This window comes from Gordonia aurantiaca, from assembly GCF_039939235.1.
Classification (GTDB): Bacteria; Actinomycetota; Actinomycetes; order Mycobacteriales; family Mycobacteriaceae; genus Gordonia.
The window spans coordinates 33,400-52,556 of record NZ_JBDUUF010000015.1; the positions used below are offsets into that span (position 1 = coordinate 33,400).

Below are 19,157 nucleotides of genomic sequence, written 5' to 3' on the forward strand. Positions count from 1 at the left end.
GCGTACTTCACTTGACAACCATGTTGGGAGGACGGGTAACAGTGCGGGGTGTACCAATATGGAACACTGCACAAAGGGCGTCCTGAACTGCGCTTATGCCTACTTTGCAAGAATCGTGAGTTGCGTATGCTGGATTTTCTGTGCCTGCTGACGCAGGCTGGGCTGCAGAACACGAGGAAGGGACACCATGAGCGATCCGGTTCGCAGAGCACGACAGGAACTGATCCGGGCCGGCCTTCTTCACCACAGCGAACCTGACGGTGTCGTCCCGGACGTAATCATGCGCAGTTGGCGCCGCTCGCTCGGCAACAGTGTCGATAGTGCTGCAGTTCCCCCGCGCTATGAAGACATCGACACCGACTCGATTCTGTGTCGAGCCGCCGCCCCGGTGCTCGACCGTTGGCAACATCAACTCGTCGACACCGGAACGACGTTGTTCCTCAGTGATCGGGGTGGAAGCATCGTGGCGCGCCGCACCAGCGATCACGGGTTGCTGCGTCGCCTGGACCGTGTGCATGCCGCCGAGGGCTTCGACTATTCAGAAGATGCAATAGGTACCAACGGCCTGGGTACGTCGATGATCGAAAAGCGCCCGATCTATGTCGAAGGCAGCCAACACTACAACGATGCGTTGTCCGGTCTGGCCTGCGCCGCGGTGCCGGTGTCCACACCCACGGGCATGGTGATCGGCTCGATCTCACTCGGGGGACCGATCGACAACGCCAGTCCGTTGATGCTCTCGCTCACTCGTGAGATCGGCCAACAGATCGAAGAACGCCTACGCACGTTCTCTCGTCCCCAAGATCTGGCTCTGGCGATGTCGTTCATTCGCTACACCAACTCCCAACGCCCCACCGTGGTCATGGACCGAGAATCCTTGCTGGCCAACACTCCTGGTCTGTCCTATGTCACTGTCGATTCTCACGTCGTACTCTGGGAGACGCTCAACGCCCATAACTGGTCTTCCAGCGAAATCGCCCGGATTCGTCTCGACTCGACGAATGTCGAGGTCACGGCCCGTCGTGTCGTCGAGGGGCCACGGGTTCACTTCGTCGTTCACTTCGCGGAACCGGACCGGGACGAACGCCGCACAGTACTGCCGTCGAGTTCGCAGCGCGGTGCGGTCCATACCAGGCAGCCCGAACGCACGGATGTGATCCTCGTCGAGGGGCCCCGCGGATCCGGCCGTGCCACTGTTGCCCGAGAGATGCACGCCGAGCGGTCGGGCGGCCGCGACCTCGAAGTCGTGATGGTGGACTCGATTATCCCGACCGACTGGAAGGCTCTCGAGGACAGGCTCGCAAAAGGTACCGATGTACTGCTCCGTCGAGTCGACGAGGTCGCAGAGTGGGAATCACGTCATTTGTTGAATATGGTCGCCCGTCACCGCACGGCTGTGCAGACAGGAGATCGCGGGAGCACGCTGCTGCTGACAGCGTCCTATGACCGTGCCGCAGCGAGGGTGCGCACCCTCATCGACGAGATCGGTCCTGTGGCCCGTACTCGACCGCTTGCTCAGACGCCCGAACGCATACCCCCGCTGGTCAAACGCATCCTCAACCATGCCGACCCTCGAAGCCGACACACTATGTCGCCGGCGGCGCTGCAGTCGTTGATGCAATGGAGTTGGCCCGGCAATATCACCGAACTCGTCGAGGTCGTGACTACTGTCGTGCAACACGTCGACGGCGCGGTAATCGAACGCAGGGACCTGCCGGTGCTTCTCCAGCAGCCGGCGCCGAAGCGGGATTTGAGCCTGATCGAGACAGCCGAACGCGAAGCCATCATCAAAGCTCTTACAGCTACAGGAGGTAACAAGTCCGAAGCGGCGGCGCTGCTCGGTATCGGGAGAACCACCTTGTACCGCCGCTTGCGTCACTTCGACCTCGACAGCGGCGAAAGCTCTCTGTGATTATTCGGGGAGGTTTCCGCTGGCCGTGATGGCGACAGGGTCAGGCACTTGTCGCGTCGTCAAGGGCGAACATCACGTTCAACACGGCGTGGAGTGCAGGGTCGGAGTCGTCGCGGCGCCATGCCACTCTCAAGTCCACGTCGGTGGTCGTCTCGTCGAGGGGAATGAACACCACATGCGGGTCGGTTTCGTTGCCTGCGACCGACGCCAAGGTCAAGTGGCACCCGACTTCCGCGCTGACGAGTGCCAGAGCGGTCTGTGTGTCGGGGGCGACCTGTACGACATCGGCGACGAATCCGTTGGCATGCGCCAGGCGGCGTAGCCGGTCCGGCAATACCGCTCCTTCGTGGGGTGGCAGGGAAACGAAGCTGTCGTGGGCGAGTTGGGCGATCGACAACTGTCGCGCTCCGGCCAGTCGATGCGTATCCGGCAGGGCAACGACAAGAGCGTCCGGCATCACCACGCGGGCGGTCACCTCCGCTGGGATGATGTCCCACCGACCCAGCGCGATGTCTGTATCGGCCGTGACCAGCTTTTTCATCGCGGGTTGAGCGAAGTTCTGGCTGGAAAGTTCGAGCCGGATTCCCGGACGCTGAGACCGCACGATGCGGGCGAGGCGGGCTACAAGCCGGTGAGTGGATACTCCCGCGAACGCGATCCGAACCAGGCCGACTTCGCCGTCGGCGGCCGAACGTACCGAAGCTTCGGCGCGGCGCAGGGCATCGCATACGTCTCGAGCCGGTCCGACCAAAGCGTGCCCACTTGCGGTCAGTGTGACCGATCTGGTGTTGCGTTCGAAGAGCACGGTGTCGAGCTCGCGTTCGAGTTGTTTGATGGTGCGGCTGAGATGCGGCTGCGCCACCCGAAGTTTCTCGGCTGCTCGACCGAAGTGCAGCTCTTCGGCGACAGCCAGGAACGCGCGCAACTGAGGAATATCCATACTACCGACCTCCATTTATGCCGCTAGAGTTATATCATAGCTGCGAATTAAGTATTGGACTGTTCACAATTCGAGGGTCATAGTCCTACCCATGCAGAACTTCATTGCAGAGGTGTCGGACGACGTCTTTGCCGACATCCTCAAACACGTTCGAGAATTCGTCCGCACCCGTGTGGTCCCGCGCGAGCAGGAGATCGCCGAGACGAACGCGATTCCCGAGGACATCCGCCAGGCCGCGAAGGACATGGGCCTGTTCGGATATGCCATCCCGCAGGAATGGGGTGGTCTCGGCCTGAATCTGCAGCAGGACGCGGAACTCGCGATGGAGCTGGGCTACACGACCCTGTCGCTGCGCTCGATGTTCGGTACCAACAACGGCATCGCCGGTCAGGTGCTGGTGAACTTCGGCACCGACGAGCAGAAGAAGCAGTGGCTCGAGGGCATCGCCTCCGGCGAGGTCGTCGCCGCGTTCGCGCTCACCGAACCCGGTGCCGGTTCGAATCCGTCGGGTCTGCGCACCAAGGCCGTGCGCGACGGCGACGACTGGATCATCACCGGTGAGAAGCGCTTCATCACCAACGCGCCGCTGGCGAACCTGTTCGTCGTCTTCGCCCGCACCCGTCCCGCGGACGAGAACGGCACCGGCATCGCGGTCTTCCTCGTCCCCGCCGATACTCCCGGTCTGACGGTGGGCAACAAGGACGCGAAGATGGGCCAGGAAGGTGCCTGGACCGCGGATGTGCACTTCGACGGGGTGCGGGTGCCGAACTTCGCGCTCGTCGGTGGCAGCGAGGATGTCGGTTACAAGGCCGCGATGGTCTCGCTCGCCCGTGGTCGCGTGCACATCGCCGCGCTGTCGGTCGGTCAGGCCCAGCGTGCGCTCGACGAATCGGTGGCCTATGCGGCCGCGGTGACCCAGGGCGGCACGCCGATCGGTAACTTCCAGTTGGTGCAGGCGATGATCGCCGATCAGCAGACCGGGGTGATGGCCGGTCGCGCTCTGGTGCGCGACGCGGCGAAGGCGTGGGTGGAGGAGACCGACCGTCGTATCGCGCCGTCGGTGGCGAAGCTGTTCTGCACCGAGATGGTCGGCAAGGTCGCCGATCTCGCGGTGCAGATCCACGGTGGCAGCGGGTACATGCGTGAGGTCGCCGTCGAGCGGATCTACCGCGACGTGCGTCTGCTGCGTCTGTACGAGGGCACCAGCGAGATCCAGCGTCTGATCATCGGCGGCGGACTCGTCAAGCAAGAACAGAAGAAGACGAAATGACGCTCCCGCTCGAGGGCGTGACCGTCGTCGCGCTCGAACAGGCAGTGGCCGCACCCTTGGCCACCCGCAACCTCGCCGACCTCGGCGCCCGCGTGATCAAGGTCGAGCGCCCCGACGGAGGCGACCTCGCCCGCGGCTACGACCACGCCGTACACGGCACCGGTGCGCACTTCGTGTGGCTCAACCGCGGCAAGGAATCGCTCGCCGTCGACGTCAAGAGGCCGGAAGGGCGCACAGCCGTCAAGAATCTCATCGATCGTGCGGATGTCTTCGTGCAGAACCTCGCACCCGGTGCGGCCGAGCGTCTCGGACTCGGGGCCGAGCAGCTGCGTGCCGAGCATCCCGAACTGATCGTGGTGAACCTCTCCGGGTTCGGTGCCGGCGGGCCGATGGAACAGCGCAAGGCCTACGACATGCTCATCCAGGCCGAGGCTGGTCTGATCTCGATCACGGGCACACCCGAGACGCCGGTGAAGACCGGAATCCCCACCGCCGACATCGCGTCCGGAATGTACTGCGCACAGGCGGTTCTGGCGGCGCTCCTGCGCCGGGGTCGCACCGGCGAAGGTTCGGTGATCGATGTGTCCATGCTCGAGGCCATCGTCGAATGGATGGGGCATTCGATGTACACGCAGATGTACACGGGAAGGCAACCTGCGCGAATGGGACTGAGCCACACGTCCATCGCGCCGTACGACGCGTATCCCACCCGGGACGGTCAGGTGTTGATCGGTGTGCAGAGCGAGAACGGTTGGCGCGCACTCGTCCACGATGTCCTCGAGGCACCCGAACTCGCAGACGATCCGCGTTTCGCGACCAACATCGACCGCGTGCAGAACCGGGCCGCGTGCGACGCGGCCGTGGCCGAACGGACCGCCCGCTGGTCCACCGCCGAACTCGATGCGCGACTCGCCGCCGCCGGTGTGCCCGCCGCGCAGATCAAACAACTCGACCAGGTCGTCGCCCACCCGCAGCTCACGGCCCGGAATCGCTGGCGCACCGTCGGCACCGAGAACGCCGAGGTCGATGCGCTGCTTCCGCCGGCCACCTTCACGGACGTCGAGGCACGGATGGGCGACGTCCCGGCACTCGGTCAGCACACCTACGTCCTCCTGACGGAATCCGGGATGGACCCGGACGACATCGACACCGCGCTGGCCGACGGAATCGCGGTGCAGGCCGACAGGTTCCATCCCGCGTCCGCGCGGTGACATCTACCGACGACATCTGCGATCCGACGAACCGGATTTCGACGAAAGGACACTCATGCTGACCGGACGAACCGCGGTGATCACCGGAGGTGCCCAGGGGATCGGATACGCGATCGCCCGCACCTTCGCGGACAACGGCGCCCTGGTCGTGATCGGCGACCTCGACGAGGCGAAGGCGAAGGAGGCGGCCGCCTCCCTCGGAACCGAGGCCCTCGGCGTCGGCTGCAACGTCGTCTCCTCCGACGACGTGGCCACCCTGCTCGACCGGGCGGTGGACTCCTTCGGTTCCCTCGACGTCATGGTCAACAACGCGGGCATCACGCGCGACGCCACCATGCGCAAGATGACCGAGCAGCAGTTCGACGACGTGATCTCCGTGCACCTGCGTGGATGCTGGAACGGCACGCGCCTGGCCGCGGGCATCATGCGTGAGAACGGCGGCGGCTCGATCATCAACCTGTCCTCGATCTCCGGCAAGGTCGGCTTCATCGGCCAGACGAACTACTCCGCGGCCAAGGCCGGCATCGTCGGTCTGACGAAGGCCGCGGCCAAGGAGGTCGCGCATCTCGGGGTGCGCATCAACGCCATCCAGCCCGGCCTCATCCGCACGGCCATGACCGAGGCGATGCCGCAGAAGGCGTGGGACCAGAAGATGTCCGAGATCCCGATGCAGCGGGCCGGGGAGCCCTCCGAGATCGCGTCCGTCGCGCTGTTCTACGCGTCGAACCTGTCGTCGTACATGACCGGAACGGTCGCGGAGGTCACAGGCGGCCGCTACATGTAACACCCTTGGTACCAAATATCCCCCGACGAAATGAGGATCTATCGGGAGGGCACGGTATGCCTGGGAGAAGCGCGACGAGGTGTCGGGGCCTGACCCCGGTTCTTGGACACGCTGAATCCAGCACTTGGTGCTGGGGAAGCGAGATGATCCGAGAACCATGGCCAGGAAGAACTACTCCGAAGAGTTCCGTCGTCAGGCCGTCGACTTGTACGTGGTCTCGACCTCGAGCTCACGCACCCGCGCCCGGAGCCGGGCCAGCTCCTGCTCGGGCGTCTCCGGTCCGTCCGGCGGCGGTGTAATTTGGGGGTCGCGCGGGGCACCCTGAAGCACTGGGTGGACCAGTACGGCACGGGCAAGAAGACCGCACCCGACGGCACCACGATCGTGGTCGATGCGTTACCGCAGTCACGAACGCGCGAGTACGTTCGAGAGCTGTTGGTGACCCACGAGATCCTTCCGCCTAGGGACGGACTGCTCCACCGCTATATCGAATGGTCTAACGAAGCCCTCAGCCGTGTGACATCCGAGGAACATCGTGACGTCGTAAACCGCTATATCCGGTGGCACCACCTACGCCAGATGCATTCGATGGAGTCGGTGTCGCAAGGAACTTTCTTGAGATCCAAGCAAACAGTCACTGTAACAATCGACTTCCTCAACTGGCTCACCGGCCGGGACGTCTCGGTTACGAACCTGTCTCAGACCGACCTGGACGCTTGGCAAGCCGCAGGTCCGAGCACGAGAGAGTTCGCCATCCGCTTCCTTTCGTGGGCGATCAAGACCAAGCTGGTCCCTGCGAATCTAACGATGACACCGCACCGTCGTGGCAGTCGCAAGATGAGTGCTGAGGACCAGCAGGATGCCGTCGACAGCATCACGTCGAACCAACCGGCACTCAATCCTCGAGACCGAGCTGCGGCAATCCTCGTCCTCGTCTTCGGCCAACAGATCGACCGCGTCGTCAAACTCACCTGGGAGGACGTAATTGTCTCCGACGAGCTTGTGACAGTAACTCTCGGCGACATCGCCATCGCCCTACCCGAACCCCTTGATGAGCCATTCCGCTACCTCGCCGGCGAGCGCGACCTCGCGAACACCGCTGCGCATCCGGCCACGACATGGGTGTTCCGCGGATACATGCCGGGCCAACACATCAACCCGGGGCACTTACGAACGCGGCTCACGACGACCTTCAGTACCAGGGCGGCCCGTCTCGGAACGCTCCACGAACTCACAAAGCTTGCACCACCTTCGATCCTTGCGGATGTACTTGGCTACTCCCCCGCGACGATTGAGAGACATGCGGTGGAATCTGCGGCTACCTATGCAGAGTATGTGAGCAATTTTGGCGACCATTGATCATGTGAAATCGACACGGAGGACTACCATTCGAATGAGAATACTGCTCCTTGACTGCAATATGGAGATCGACGCAGCGAGAGCTCGCTTCGATTCAACTCACTCGCTATACGACTATGACATGGTGATTTGGGATCCGCACTCGTCGATGCAAGCTTTTAGAACGAGTGGCTCCTATGGTGGATTACCGCGCATCTCTGACCACGATTCCCCGAGCCTCAGGCAGGCAATTGCGCGTCGCAGGAACGACTTCGAAGAATTCTTGAAACTCGGCCGGACGCTTGTCGTTTTCCTGCCGGGTGATGCTCGCGTCTATGTCGACTCAGGGGAAAGGCAATACTCTGGTACCGGGCGCAATCGCCACACGACGACCATTGTGACAAGATGTGACATCTTGGACTCCTTGCCTAAGCGCCCAAAACGGTGGGCGGCGCTCGGTGATGAAATGGAACCGGCGGACAGTTCGATAGGTCCGTTATATCGGCAGACGTCAGAATGGTGGTGTTACGCGTGCATCATCGAATGTCCTGAGGATTTCAGACCGCTCCTACGGATTAAAGGAACTCCTAAAGTCACGGCTGCGTGTACGGCCTATTTGCAAGGGGATATTGTATTCCTTCCCGTCTTGGTCACAGGTGCGGTTGAAGACGATGACGATGACGTCGATGACATCTCCGGCAGTCGAGTTGCCAGTGCTGGTTACGACTCAGTCGATGAAGTGGATAGTCTTGAGGAAGATGCTGGTGGAGACGAAATTGAATCGGATAGCTCGGCCGTGGACCGGATGGTATTGGACTGGTTGCTGAGTTTTTGTCGTTCGGATGAAATCGTTTGGCCGGATTGGGTTGGTCACTACCTCTTCCGATCAGAAGTGCAGCGGTCGCGAAAGTTGGATGAGCTTCGCCTGGAAATGGCTAGAATTCAGGCTGAGATGGACGGACTTGAGGTTGCATTGGAGTCCGATCAGCAATGGAAGCTTCTCGTCGCCGGGTCTGGAACGCTATTAGAAGAGGCTGTTGCTAGAGCTCTGACGGCGATTGGATTCAAACTTCAACCCACTATTCCTGGAAGAACCGATGTGCGTGGAGAATATGGCGAGATCGCGATCGTGGTGGAGACTAAGGGCGTCACAAAGAGTGCAGCTGAGTCCCATTGTGCGCAGCTTGAAAAGTGGGTTGCTGAGGAGCTCGAATTAGGGCGTACCGCGAAAGGTATTCTCGTTATCAACTCCTACCGCGATCAGCCGCCCTTGGCCCGAACGAAACCAACATTTCCCGACCAGATGCGCCGATACGCTGAGATGCGTGAGCACTGCTTGGTGAGTGGCCTTCAACTGCTGATTATGGCTAGAACTGCTCTTGCGGAACCTGAGAGGTGTGGGGAAATTGCCGATGTGCTGCTCACAACAGTCGGTGTTATCGACGGTTGGGATGACCTGAACGATATCTTCGAGGAACTTCCGCCTTCGCGTCGTCGCGAAGATGCGAAGGCCAATAGCCAGGACACGGGAAAAAGTTAGCTTCGGGGGCCGTTCTCCACTTGAATCAATATCGCAATCAACGCGAATTGACGCGACGGCATACGCCTGGGTCAAGGCGGCGTGGCCTTTTTCGCCGATTGATGTTTTTGCATCCGGTCGATGGCGACAGTGAGGCTGGTTAGGGCTGCCGGTCACCCTCTATGGGATCGGAACGAGAGATCTGGTGAACTCTTTGGATCCGATCGCGGGTGCCTCCGGTGGCAGCACATTCGACATCGACTCGGGAATCGATTTTGGGGACGCACTAGGCTCGGCCATCGACTCTATCGAGTCTGCTCCCCAAGCCGTGCTGGACATCGAACCTGTGGTGGCAGTCGGATACGACACCTTGATCGGGTGCGGGGGCAGCATCGGTGGCACTCCGCCGCTACAGATGAACATCGAAGTAGAAGGCCAGACGCTGGACTGCGAGAACCTGCTGTTCTATACATTCCAGCAGCCCGGTACCCATGAAGTGACTCTGCGGGTCGTCGATGCATCAGGAAGACAGTCCACTGCCACTGCGATGGTCGAAGCTATCGTTCCGGACCCACAGGCAGAGACGCCGGTGGAGACGCCTGGGACAGGTAGCGTAGACGGTTTCCCCGGAACCGGCAGCGCCTCGGGTCTGCCTGGAACGGGCTCGGCGGAAGCGATTTTCGACAGATAGTAGCCGGCACCGCAGAGCAGACTGAAGCACGCTTTGGCGGCCGGGTCGTCTTCTTGGACGAGCAGGCCGCCAAAGACGTCGCACCGTTTACCAGGACGGCGGAGCTGACCTCTTGCCAGAGGGCGGGTACGTCCTCTCTAGGCTCGATACCCGTGCAGGCCTTCATCGACGAGAACACCGTCCGCGGCATCATGGTCGTCGCTGCGGTCGCGGACCCGTCGGCGCTTGAGCACGCCCGCCGCACCCTGACGGGATTGCGGATGAAAGGTCAGGAACGCATCCACTTCAAGTCTGAACGGGACTCGCGGCGCGCGATCTGCTCGACGATGGGACCCTAGACGTGCAGGTGCGGGGCCCGAAGCGATGTGCATGTGCCGCGTGCGTGGCGTGCACGCACCCACGTCGCAGTGTCGGCCGCGCTCACGGACTCCGGCATGCCGGCCGGTGCGGTCACAGCTCCTCCAGCGCTCCCAACAACTCGTTGAGCAACGCCTCGGCTCGTCGATCGATCTCGTCGAAGGCCTCTGCGAGATCATCGAGGGCCTCGTGGTCGCGGCGGCGAGCCGCGGTGCCGCGCTCGTAGTAGGTAGGGTCGAGGTCGACTTCGGGTTCGCCCCAAAGATCCGTCTCATCGAGCACATCCACGGTCAACGTCGTCCGGAGCGGTGCCCGCCCCGACAGATGTGCCCGCACCAGTGTCGACACCGATTGCGCGGTCATCTGCCGGGCGTGGGGCAGGTGTCCCCAGCGGTCGATCGGACACAATAACGGCTGCCGGGCCTGTTCGGCGTCCAGCGGATCGGTGACGATCTCCTTCGGGTTGGCGAGATGGTGGCGCAGCAGGTGGGTGCCGGGATACAGGTCGAGAAAGGCCTGGGCCTGTGCCCACCGCCGGTAGATCACCACGGTTGGGTTGTCTCCGGTCTCGGGATTCGGCGGCACGCGAAAATGCTGCCCGGTAGCGGTGGTAGCCACGAGTATGTCGTCGCGAATGGTGATGCTGCGGCGGCGCAGGCGAGCGATATCGGTGAAGCTCATTCCGGTCGAGGCCAGCACGAGGAGCAGGGCATCGCGGCGGCCGAACAGTCCACTCGGCCAGCCGGTGTGCGGCAACTCGAGTGCACGCTGCAGCAGCAGCTGGGCCAGGCGCTCCAGTCGGGTGGCGCGAGCAGTGTCGAGGCGTCGACGCACCTCCTCGGTGCGGCCGGGGGCGGGATAGCCGTGCCGGGTGTGCACGGCGTTGATCGCCGAGAGGCGCCGCCGCTGGGTCGCGATCGCGGCGGGGTGTTCGTGCACGAAGCGTGCGAGCGTGTCCGGATCTGCGGGGATGGGGGAGTGGTCGGCGGCGAGGCACCAGTCGGCGAACAGGGCCCAGTCGTGCCGATACCGTGTCGGGACCACCACATCCGGCGGTGCGGGGCGCAGCGTGTCGTGTCGCTCGATCGAGGTCCGCATCGAATCATAAGCCCAGGTTGGTGACGGCGTTGCCGAGCAGCGGTGCGTGTTCGCGGGCATACACCTCGAGCATGGCGGGGGTGCTGTGCCCGGTCTGGCGCATGATCGCGTGCGCGGAGGCGCCGTTGCGGAACGCCTGGGTGACGAACCCGGCCCGCAGCGAATGCCCACCGAGTTGTTTGACGAGGTCGGGGTCGTAGCCGGCGAGTGCGGCGCGGCGACGGATCGCCTTGTGCACCGCCGCCCCCGACAACGGTGTGTCGGAGAGGTTGCCGTTCTTGCGGATCGACCGCAACAACGGCGCGTCGGAGACCGTGCGGGGCCGCGTCCCCCGGCACACATGCGCGGCGAACGGCTCCGCGCTGCGCAGCAGCCGGATCACCGCGGGCCGGCCGCCCGTGTCGAACGCAGCGACGACCTGCGCCCACCGCATCCACGCGCACGGCGGACAACTGCTGTGCTCGTGCGTGAAGGGCAGGGCGCGGATACTGCCGCGGCCCTCCTGATCGGTCTTCGACTTCCTCAGCCGGACATGCAGGCCATCGAGACGATGCACCGTCACGTCCCCACAGCGCAGGGCGACGAGTTCGCTGCGCCGGAACGCCCCGGCGTAGCCGAGCAGCAGGATCGCACTGTCGCGGCGTTCGAGCACCTCGTCCGCCCAGCCTTCGCAGCTCGCCCGGGCCTGCTCGACGATCGCCAGCACATCGGCGGTGAGCAACGGTGCACGCGGAACGCGGGGTCGGTCCCCGGCGGTGGCGTAGTCGCGGCGGATCCCGGACAGGGTCTGCCGGACCAGCTCGTCCCCGCTGGGACTCGGTTGTCCGGCCTGGCGGTGGTGGTGCGCGATCGCGGCGACCCAGCGGGCCAGGGTGGCCGGGGCGTAGGCGCGGGTGCCGTCCTCGGCGAGGGTGTCGGCGGCGGCGACCAGATAGGCGGCGACGGTGACCGGGTGCGCCGGCAGCGCGGTATGTCCTTCGGTGATGCACCAGGTGGTGAACCGCCGCCAGGCCGAGGCGTAGGTGGCGCGGGTGCCAGGCGCCCGCGCCGAACCGACCGACGCGGCGATCCGGGCCGCCGTGGCCACGGAGATGTCCGGCAGCGCCGGGCCCGAGATCGCCTCGGTCGCCGCGAGGGGCGCGTTCTCTGCTGGTTCCGGCTGGGTGTGCACCTCGGGCACGTTACCGGACGGCCCCTGACAGTCCTGTCTGCAGCAGAAAACGCGCTGGTCTGGGGTTTCGGGGCAGACGGTGCGGAAATGGAAATTTTCGTCGGTCACCTCGCAGAAACCGTGAATGACTAACCCCCAGGTCACCAAAGTGCCCGATTTGTCTGATTGTAGGTTCCACGAGGACGTGTCACTTTCCAGATTCCATGTCACTCGCATGTCATTTTCCGCATTTAGTGTCACCCAGACCTGATTTCCCCAGCTCAGGCCCCTCGAGTTGTCTCACGCCGCCCGGGATGTCCGAGGATTCTGACAAGATCGTGAGAACCCCTGGCTGACACGAACTTGGAAAATCGCAGGTCCACGCGCTGCACTACTGACAAGTTCGGCCAGAACCTACAACTGTTTGTAGGTGTTCTGTGCCATCGGATCTGAGGCATTGCCACAGCACCCGAGGTAAGTGCAAGGTTTCTGCCACAAAGTTGCGGCAGGCAATTGCTCTACCTGCAGGTTCTCTCCAACAACCCCGCATGCTCGGTGAGAGGCCGCACGAAACTGTCAGCCCCTGACCTGCGCAAACGTCACCGATGTCAGCGGTAGGCCGCACGAAATGTCAGCAGCACTGGTCAGGATCCGGTCATCGAGCTGGCGAGAGATCCGATTTCGTTGATGACATTTCGTACGGCCTACCTGCTGACACTTTCGTACGACCTCTCAACTGAGCTTCACCTCGCTGGCACCGATCGTGTGGAGCAGCGTCGCCGCCTGTGTGCCCCGCATCCAGGTGAGCATGCTCTGGGGACGTGCCGCGGTGGCCAGGGCGGCCTCGAGGAGCTGCTGGCGAGGGTCCTCGGCGTTGTTGGTGGGGCACAGAACTGTGTGCAGGTCGTCCCGCAGAGCGCATCGGGCACAGAGCCCGGCACGGTAGCTCTCTTCTTCGTGCCCGCAGCGGCGGCGGTGTAGGTCGGGGGAAATTCCTGCGCAGTCCATGCAGACGGCGTCGCCGTCGGCGTTGCGCCTGGGCAGCATCCGGCGGCTCGCACATCCGGGGCAGGCGCCGTGGGTGCGGATGGCCGACGAATAACAGGAGGGCCTTACTCCCAGTAAGTGGACACGGGTGGTGGATTACGCGGCGGATCCGCAGGGGATGGTCCTGGGACTGCGCTCGTTCACCGTGCTGGGTGGGCACTGGCGCGGCGTGCATCCTTGTGGTGAGCATCGTCTGTTCATGAACGTGGACGAATGGTGACGAGCACTGTCACCACGCCTGCGATCCGTCATTTTGCAGCGGTATGTGCTGTCAGGCTTCGCTGGATGTCGATACCGGTTGTAGGTGGACGACGGTTTGGTCGGGTAAGTCCCAGGGAGTGGTGGGAATCGGCTGAAGGCATCCGGCCAGGTCCGCGGCGTGTCGCTCCTTCGCCGAGGGTGGGCCATCGCGTAGTGATCAACGAGTTACCGACCAAAGTGACTCACAGAAAGCATCCACGCGATGACCCACGACCATTCTGCACTGCTTGCCCAACTCGACGCACTCACCGGTGCCGACAGCGCCAGCGTGTTCGCCGAACTGATCCGCACCGGCCTGCAGGCGTTGATCGAAGCCGAAGCCACCGACAAGCTCGGCGCCGGCCGCTACGAACGCACCGACAAGCGCATCACCCATCGCAACGGACATCGCACCAAGACCGTGGCCACTACCAGCGGCGATGTGGAGGTCAAGATCCCCAAATTGCGGTCGGGGTCGTTCTTCCCATCCTTGCTGGAGCGGCGCCGGCGCATCGACAAGGCCCTGTACGCGGTGGTCATGGAGGCCTACGTGCACGGCGTCTCCACCCGCAGCGTCGATGACCTGGTCGGCGCCCTGGGCGTCGAATCCGGGATCTCGAAGTCGGAGGTCTCGCGGATCTGTGCCGGTCTGGACGGCGAGATCGCCCGGTTCCGCGAACGGACGCTCACGCACACGAGCTTTCCGTACGTGTTCCTCGACGCCACCTTCTGCAAGGTCCGGGTCGGTGCGCATGTGGTCTCGCAGGCGCTGGTCGTCGCGACCGGGGTGTCGATCGACGGCACCCGCGAGGTCCTCGGCACCGCCGTCGGCGACAGTGAATCCTTCGAATTCTGGCGCGAGTTCCTCACCAGCCTCAAGGCCCGGGGTCTGTCCGGGGTGCATCTGGTGATCTCCGACGCCCATAGTGGGCTCAAAGCTGCAGTGATGCAGCAGTTCGCGGGATCATCGTGGCAGAGGTGCCGGGTACATTTCATGCGCAACATCCGTGCCGCGGTGTCCTCGAAGCACGTGCCGCCGGTGATGGCCGCGGTCAAGACGATCTTCGCGCACACCGACCCGGTCGAGGTGGCCGCGCAGTGGGACCAGGTCACCGACACCTTCTCCGGGTCGTTTTCGAAGGCCGCGGCGTTGATGGAGGCCGCCAAACACGATGTGTTGGCGTTCACCGCTTTTCCGAAGGCGCACTGGCAGAAGATCTGGTCCAACAATCCGATCGAGCGGCTCAACAAGGAAATCAAGCGTCGAGCCGACGTGGTGGAAATCTTCCCGAATCCGGCGGCGTTCCTGCGCCTGGCGACCGCGGTGGTCATCGAGCAGCACGACGAATGGCAGGTCACCCGCCGGTATGTCTCGGATGTGAGCATGGACGAGCTCCGAGCGGTGATCGCCGCGAAGCAGCACGCTACCGAACCGGTGGTGTCGTTGACCGGCTCGAGCGAAACAGCATAGTATTCACCGCGACTCGTTGATCGCTACGTGTATTGCTGAGCCGATCCGAAGTCCACCACTCCACGGGGCACTATCGTTTGGTCAGGGCAAGAAGCTGTTATAGGGGGAGTGGCCGGTCGTCGGCGATGCTCTTCATGACCAGGGTGGAGCTGAGTCGTTGGACTCCGGGAAGGGTCGCGAGTTGTTCGTCGTAGAGCTCCTGGAAGGCCGGTAGGTCGCGGGCAAGTACGCGCAGTAGGTAGTCGGGATCGCCGAAGAGGCGTTGTGCTTGAAGGACGTGGGGGATGTCGACGACCGCGGATTCGAAGGCGTCCAGGGTGGCGCGGTCCGAGGAGTGCATGGTGACGAAAACGAGTGCTTCGAAGGCCAGACCCAAAGTAGGGGCGTCGAGGACGGCGCGGTAGCCACGAATGGCGCCGGACTGCTCGAGTGCGCGAAGCCGTCGGTGGCAGGGGGAGATGCTCAGACGGACCCGGTCGGCGAGTTCGGTGACGGTCAGTCGCCCGTCGTGCTGGAGTTCAGCAAGAATCTTCCTGTCCGTACTGTCCATGTACGAGATCTTTCCCCAATAGTCCTTGTTTGCAGGGATCTTTGGCAACGTGTTCTCCCGAACTCTTCCTAGTCTTTCTGCCAGGGCCTCGAACTGCGGGTTCGTCTGGGTTGGTGAGGGAGGGTGAAAGTGGCGGTCGGCGCTGTTGCCGCGTTTTGGGCGGTGTCGTTCGTGTTTGTGCTGACACCGGGAGCGGATTGGGCGTATGCGATCACGGCAGGTTTGCGGCACCGGACCGTGCTGCCGGCGGTGGGTGGGATGTTGTCGGGCCATTTGCTGATGACGGCGGTGGTGGCCGCGGGGGTTGCGGCTTTGGTTGCTCGAAGTCCGGTGTTCATGACGGTGCTGACGGTGGCGGGAGCGGTGTATCTGGTGTGGTTGGGCGCGGTGATGCTTGTGCGCTCGACCGCCGCGGTCCAGGCCGCCGAAGGACACGTGACGCAGTCGTGGTTTCGGCAGGCAGTGACCGGCTTGGGGGTCAGTGGGCTGAACCCGAAGGTGGTGCTGTTGTTCGTGGCGTTGTTGCCGCAGTTCACCGATTCGGCGGGTTCATGGCCGCTCGGACTGCAGATCGTGGTGCTGGGTGTGGTGCACACGGTCAGTTGTGCGGTGGTCTACCTCGGGGTCGGCGCCGGTGCGCGGGTGGTGCTCCGTGCTCGACCCACCGCGGCGCGGGTGGTGACCGTGGTCTCGGGAGCGGTGATGGTCACTCTCGGGGTGGTGTTGTTGTTCGAGCGGCTCATGACATGAGGTGCACTGGGACAGCGACTGTCGTCCTCCAATGCGTTCGGTCGATGTTCGGAAAGGAGATGTGTGCTGTTTGGATTCTTTCGAATCGGTTCACCATGAAATGTCGGATGTCATTGCCTGACATGGATATCCGACCCAGCGACATGCACAGTTCGCACATTCCTCCCGATTGTGATGAGGAGTTCTTGTAGTGCTCTGCGACGTACGCGGACTTCGCGTTTCTACCGTGCAAGGAGACCGATCCTGATGGACTCATACGAACTTCGACGAACCTTCCATATGTTGACCACGCCGCATGTCGCGGATGCGGTCATGCGTTTGGATCTACCGGTTCGTCAGGCGCCACCGAGTGTTCGGCCCCTATGGGGAAACGTGCATATCGTCGGCCGGATTCGTCCCGCGCGCCACACCGGCAGCGTCGATGTGTTTCTCGAAGCCATCGATCGTTCCAGTCCCGGCGAGGTCCTTGTGGTCGACAACGACGGTCGGGATGACGAAGCTTGCGTGGGTGACCTCGTCACTCTCGAGGCTCACCATGCGCGGCTCGCCGGGATCGTCATCTGGGGGTTTCACCGGGACTCACGCGAGCTCAGCTCCATCGGTCTCCCCGTCTTCAGTTGCGGCGCACTGCCGGCAGGGCCGCAGCGACTCGACCCCCAGTCATCGGAGGCGCTCACTAGTGCGCAGGTGGGAACGCATCGGGTCACTGCCGATGATTTCGTTCTCGGCGATGAGGACGGTGTGTTGTTCCTGCCGCTGGACCGGGCCGCAGACATCGCTGCTGCCGCAACCGCGATCCGTGACACCGAGCGGAACCAGGCTGCACGTATGCACGACGGCACCAGTTTCCGTGCGCAGGCACATTTCGCCGAGTATCTGACCCGGCGTGATCGCGAGGGCATCACCTTCCGTCAGCACTTGCGGGCTGTCGGCGGAGCCATCGAGGAATAACACTTGGTGTTGTCTGCGGCGAGATCGCCGATCGTCCGGAACCTGATGGTTTCGGGACGGTCGGCGTCTCGCTGCGTCATGGTGCTTGTCCGGGGGTGGGCGACGGCCAGGCGCGGGGAAACGGTGTGCGCACCGACCCGGGTGGCACGAACGAGTGCTCGGCGGTGGCGTGTAGGCGACCGCACCGCACCACGACCGCGCCGCTACGGACCATGGTGTTTACGAGCTCGGCGGCCAATGCCTCCGGACTGGTCCCCAGAAGCCGCGCTCCGTCGATCAGCCAGGCACGGTCCTGCAGATATGATTCCACTCCGTCGGTGTCGATACCGTTTCGGATCATCAAGGCGTAGGCGAAGATTCGCCGCAGCCCGTACCAGACGGCACCCTCGTGGTCGGCGACGAGGCGGTCGGCGCGCCGCTGCGCGTTCACCAGCGCTGCCGACGGGTCGGACGGGATCGGTCCGTGTGCGGGGAGCACGACGCGCGGGCTGAGTTCGGTCAGGCGTTGGATCGATGCCGATGCGGTCGCGGCAGCGTCCGGTCCGTCGAGTGCGATGTTGACCCATCCGACGTCGTAGTTCGACAACGCATCTCCGACGATGAGCAGGCCGTCGTCGGGCTGCCACAAGGCGAGGTGCCCTGGGGTGTGTCCCGGGGTGGACACGATCTGCCAGTCGGTGTCGCCGAGGCGGAGCACCGCACCGTCGGTGAGGGGTTCGTCGACGGTGTACGGGGCGACCGGTTGGTCGAGATATTCGGCCAGGCAACACCCCGGATCGCGGCGGGCGAGGGCGGCAGCGTCCGGGACGCTCGCGGCGATGCCGGCGCCGCGGGCCTGCAGCAGTGCGTTGCCGCCGACGTGATCGGCGTGCCAATGGGTGTTGACGACCCACTGCAGATCCCGGGTGTGGGCCTCGACCCAGGCGGCGGTATCGGCGGCGTGTCCGACGAATCCGCTGTCGATGAGCGCTGGCTCACGGCCGTCGATCAGCAGCAGGTTCGCATCGGGGAACGGTCGTTGCTGCCAGATCAGCCAGTCCGGGAGCATCTCGTGGGCGTTCTGGGTGGACATGGGTGGTCACCAGTCGGCGGGGCGGCCCTTGAGCTGCTCCCAGTACCGGCGGTGGGCTCGCCGGGACGGTTCGCTGGTCATCCCGGCGGCGAGTTCGCTGCGATCGAGGGGGTCGGAGAGCTCGGCGATATCGCGCAACGCCGGGGCCTGCAGGGCGCGTTTGGTGTAGGCGTAATCGTCGAGGCAGTCTTGGGGGGTCAGTTCGGCGATCGCGACGGCCCGGTCGAGAAGGTCCTCGGGCGGCACGACCTCGTGCAGGATGCCCATGGCGTGGGCCTGCTCGACGGTGAAGATCTCGCCCTGCAGGCACGTACGGGAGGCCACCGGCTGTCCCCACGCGTAGGTGAGCATGCGCAGATAGACCGCGGGCATGGGGATGCCGATGTTGACTTCGTTGATCCCGAACCGGGCCTCGCCGGCGGCACCGACGGTGCGATCACACACCGCGGCAGTGATCAGACCGCCGGCGAAGGCGTGTCCGTTGACTGCGGCGACGGTCGGGCGCGGGTAGGTGAACAGGCGCATGTTCGTGGCGCGGTAGTCCTGGAACCAGTCCGCGACCTTGTCGGTGTCGCCGGCGAAGAGCCGGAAATGTTCACCGAGGTCGAGGCCGGCGGAGAACCGGGCACCGACACCGGTCAGCACGACCGGGGCGTCCGCATGGTCGCGTTCGAGGCAATCGAAGGCCTCGTGCAGATCGGCGAAGAACGCCCGGTTCTGGGCGTTGACCGCATTGGTGTTCATCGTCACGACCGCGACGCGACCCCGACGCTCGATGTCCCAGCTCATCACAATCTCCTTCACAA

The 19,157-nt window shown here is 63.7% G+C and carries 18 protein-coding genes; 11 read left to right on the forward strand and 7 right to left on the reverse strand.

Annotation, left to right across the window (positions count from 1 at the left end):
* Positions 1-187: 187 nt before the first annotated feature.
* The gene (locus ABFT43_RS21050; protein WP_347962221.1) at positions 188-1,912 is read left to right on the forward strand and encodes a sigma-54-dependent Fis family transcriptional regulator; all 1,725 of its coding nucleotides are present in this window, start codon (positions 188-190) and stop codon (positions 1,910-1,912) included.
* A 40-nt stretch (positions 1,913-1,952) separates the two neighbouring features.
* Here ABFT43_RS21050 and ABFT43_RS21055 read toward each other — a convergent pair whose 3' ends face one another.
* Positions 1,953-2,852: a LysR substrate-binding domain-containing protein gene (locus tag ABFT43_RS21055; RefSeq protein WP_347962222.1), complete on the reverse strand. Its 900-nt coding sequence runs from the start codon at positions 2,850-2,852 to the stop codon at positions 1,953-1,955.
* 91 nt (positions 2,853-2,943) lie between these two features.
* Between ABFT43_RS21055 and ABFT43_RS21060 the strand changes: the two genes are divergently transcribed.
* From ABFT43_RS21060 to ABFT43_RS21095, 7 genes are all read left to right on the forward strand, one after another.
* Positions 2,944-4,122, forward strand: coding sequence for an acyl-CoA dehydrogenase family protein (locus ABFT43_RS21060; protein WP_347962223.1), 1,179 nt, complete (start codon positions 2,944-2,946; stop codon positions 4,120-4,122).
* Complete coding sequence (locus tag ABFT43_RS21065; protein WP_347962224.1) at positions 4,119-5,333, forward strand: CaiB/BaiF CoA transferase family protein; 1,215 nt, start codon at positions 4,119-4,121, stop codon at positions 5,331-5,333. Before ABFT43_RS21060 ends, ABFT43_RS21065 begins: the two co-directional genes overlap by 4 nt.
* Before the next feature lie 55 nt (positions 5,334-5,388).
* Positions 5,389-6,117 (forward strand): 3-oxoacyl-ACP reductase FabG, encoded by a 729-nt coding sequence (fabG, locus tag ABFT43_RS21070; protein ID WP_347962225.1) that lies wholly within the window; start codon positions 5,389-5,391, stop codon positions 6,115-6,117.
* Positions 6,118-6,450: 333 nt separating this feature from the next.
* A complete protein-coding gene (locus tag ABFT43_RS21080; protein ID WP_457590207.1) occupies positions 6,451-7,476 on the forward strand; it encodes a Fis family transcriptional regulator in 1,026 nt (341 codons plus the stop codon).
* 34 nt (positions 7,477-7,510) lie between these two features.
* Positions 7,511-8,995 (forward strand): hypothetical protein, encoded by a 1,485-nt coding sequence (locus ABFT43_RS21085; protein ID WP_347962226.1) that lies wholly within the window; start codon positions 7,511-7,513, stop codon positions 8,993-8,995.
* Between the two features lie 184 nt (positions 8,996-9,179).
* Positions 9,180-9,665: a hypothetical protein gene (locus ABFT43_RS21090; protein ID WP_347962227.1), complete on the forward strand. Its 486-nt coding sequence runs from the start codon at positions 9,180-9,182 to the stop codon at positions 9,663-9,665.
* A gap of 152 nt (positions 9,666-9,817) precedes the next feature.
* On the forward strand, positions 9,818-10,003 hold the full coding sequence (locus tag ABFT43_RS21095) for a hypothetical protein (protein ID WP_347962228.1): 186 nt from the start codon (positions 9,818-9,820) through the stop codon (positions 10,001-10,003).
* A gap of 112 nt (positions 10,004-10,115) precedes the next feature.
* Here ABFT43_RS21095 and ABFT43_RS21100 read toward each other — a convergent pair whose 3' ends face one another.
* From ABFT43_RS21100 to ABFT43_RS21110, 3 genes are all read right to left on the reverse strand, one after another.
* Complete coding sequence (locus ABFT43_RS21100) at positions 10,116-11,120, reverse strand: hypothetical protein (RefSeq protein WP_347962229.1); 1,005 nt, start codon at positions 11,118-11,120, stop codon at positions 10,116-10,118.
* Between the two features lie 4 nt (positions 11,121-11,124).
* Positions 11,125-12,291: a tyrosine-type recombinase/integrase gene (locus ABFT43_RS21105; RefSeq protein ID WP_347962230.1), complete on the reverse strand. Its 1,167-nt coding sequence runs from the start codon at positions 12,289-12,291 to the stop codon at positions 11,125-11,127.
* A gap of 711 nt (positions 12,292-13,002) precedes the next feature.
* Positions 13,003-13,317, reverse strand: a complete 315-nt coding sequence (locus ABFT43_RS21110) for a hypothetical protein (protein WP_347962231.1) — start codon at positions 13,315-13,317, stop codon at positions 13,003-13,005.
* A gap of 463 nt (positions 13,318-13,780) precedes the next feature.
* On the opposite strand from ABFT43_RS21110, the gene ABFT43_RS21115 reads away from it, so the two are divergent.
* Entirely contained in the window at positions 13,781-15,028 is a 1,248-nt protein-coding gene (locus tag ABFT43_RS21115; RefSeq protein WP_347962232.1) for an IS256 family transposase, read from the forward strand.
* Between the two features lie 97 nt (positions 15,029-15,125).
* On the opposite strand, the gene ABFT43_RS21120 is transcribed toward ABFT43_RS21115, so the two are convergent.
* Positions 15,126-15,578 (reverse strand): Lrp/AsnC family transcriptional regulator, encoded by a 453-nt coding sequence (locus ABFT43_RS21120; protein WP_347962233.1) that lies wholly within the window; start codon positions 15,576-15,578, stop codon positions 15,126-15,128.
* Between the two features lie 123 nt (positions 15,579-15,701).
* Between ABFT43_RS21120 and ABFT43_RS21125 the strand changes: the two genes are divergently transcribed.
* Together ABFT43_RS21125 and ABFT43_RS21130 are read left to right on the forward strand one after the other, a co-directional pair.
* Positions 15,702-16,328: a LysE family translocator gene (locus ABFT43_RS21125; protein ID WP_347962234.1), complete on the forward strand. Its 627-nt coding sequence runs from the start codon at positions 15,702-15,704 to the stop codon at positions 16,326-16,328.
* 246 nt (positions 16,329-16,574) lie between these two features.
* The gene (locus tag ABFT43_RS21130; protein ID WP_347962235.1) at positions 16,575-17,279 is read left to right on the forward strand and encodes an RraA family protein; all 705 of its coding nucleotides are present in this window, start codon (positions 16,575-16,577) and stop codon (positions 17,277-17,279) included.
* Positions 17,280-17,355: 76 nt separating this feature from the next.
* Here the strand turns inward: ABFT43_RS21130 and ABFT43_RS21135 are convergent, their stop codons facing one another.
* Positions 17,356-18,351, reverse strand: coding sequence for an MBL fold metallo-hydrolase (locus ABFT43_RS21135; protein WP_347962236.1), 996 nt, complete (start codon positions 18,349-18,351; stop codon positions 17,356-17,358).
* A 6-nt stretch (positions 18,352-18,357) separates the two neighbouring features.
* Entirely contained in the window at positions 18,358-19,140 is a 783-nt protein-coding gene (locus ABFT43_RS21140) for an enoyl-CoA hydratase/isomerase family protein (protein ID WP_347962237.1), read from the reverse strand.
* Positions 19,141-19,157 lie beyond the last annotated feature (17 nt).

Coding starts and splice junctions, on each gene's coding strand:
- ABFT43_RS21100 (WP_347962229.1), bottom strand. CDS start 11,120: ATGCGGACCTCGATCGAGCGACACGACACGCTGCGCCCCGCACCGCCG.
- ABFT43_RS21115 (WP_347962232.1), top strand. CDS start 13,781: ATGACCCACGACCATTCTGCACTGCTTGCCCAACTCGACGCACTCACC.
- ABFT43_RS21120 (WP_347962233.1), bottom strand. CDS start 15,578: ATGGACAGTACGGACAGGAAGATTCTTGCTGAACTCCAGCACGACGGG.
- fabG (WP_347962225.1), top strand. CDS start 5,389: ATGCTGACCGGACGAACCGCGGTGATCACCGGAGGTGCCCAGGGGATC.
- ABFT43_RS21055 (WP_347962222.1), bottom strand. CDS start 2,852: ATGGATATTCCTCAGTTGCGCGCGTTCCTGGCTGTCGCCGAAGAGCTG.
- ABFT43_RS21065 (WP_347962224.1), top strand. CDS start 4,119: ATGACGCTCCCGCTCGAGGGCGTGACCGTCGTCGCGCTCGAACAGGCA.
- ABFT43_RS21060 (WP_347962223.1), top strand. CDS start 2,944: ATGCAGAACTTCATTGCAGAGGTGTCGGACGACGTCTTTGCCGACATC.
- ABFT43_RS21130 (WP_347962235.1), top strand. CDS start 16,575: ATGGACTCATACGAACTTCGACGAACCTTCCATATGTTGACCACGCCG.
- ABFT43_RS21135 (WP_347962236.1), bottom strand. CDS start 18,351: ATGTCCACCCAGAACGCCCACGAGATGCTCCCGGACTGGCTGATCTGG.
- ABFT43_RS21085 (WP_347962226.1), top strand. CDS start 7,511: ATGAGAATACTGCTCCTTGACTGCAATATGGAGATCGACGCAGCGAGA.
- ABFT43_RS21140 (WP_347962237.1), bottom strand. CDS start 19,140: ATGAGCTGGGACATCGAGCGTCGGGGTCGCGTCGCGGTCGTGACGATG.
- ABFT43_RS21050 (WP_347962221.1), top strand. CDS start 188: ATGAGCGATCCGGTTCGCAGAGCACGACAGGAACTGATCCGGGCCGGC.
- ABFT43_RS21110 (WP_347962231.1), bottom strand. CDS start 13,317: ATGCTGCCCAGGCGCAACGCCGACGGCGACGCCGTCTGCATGGACTGC.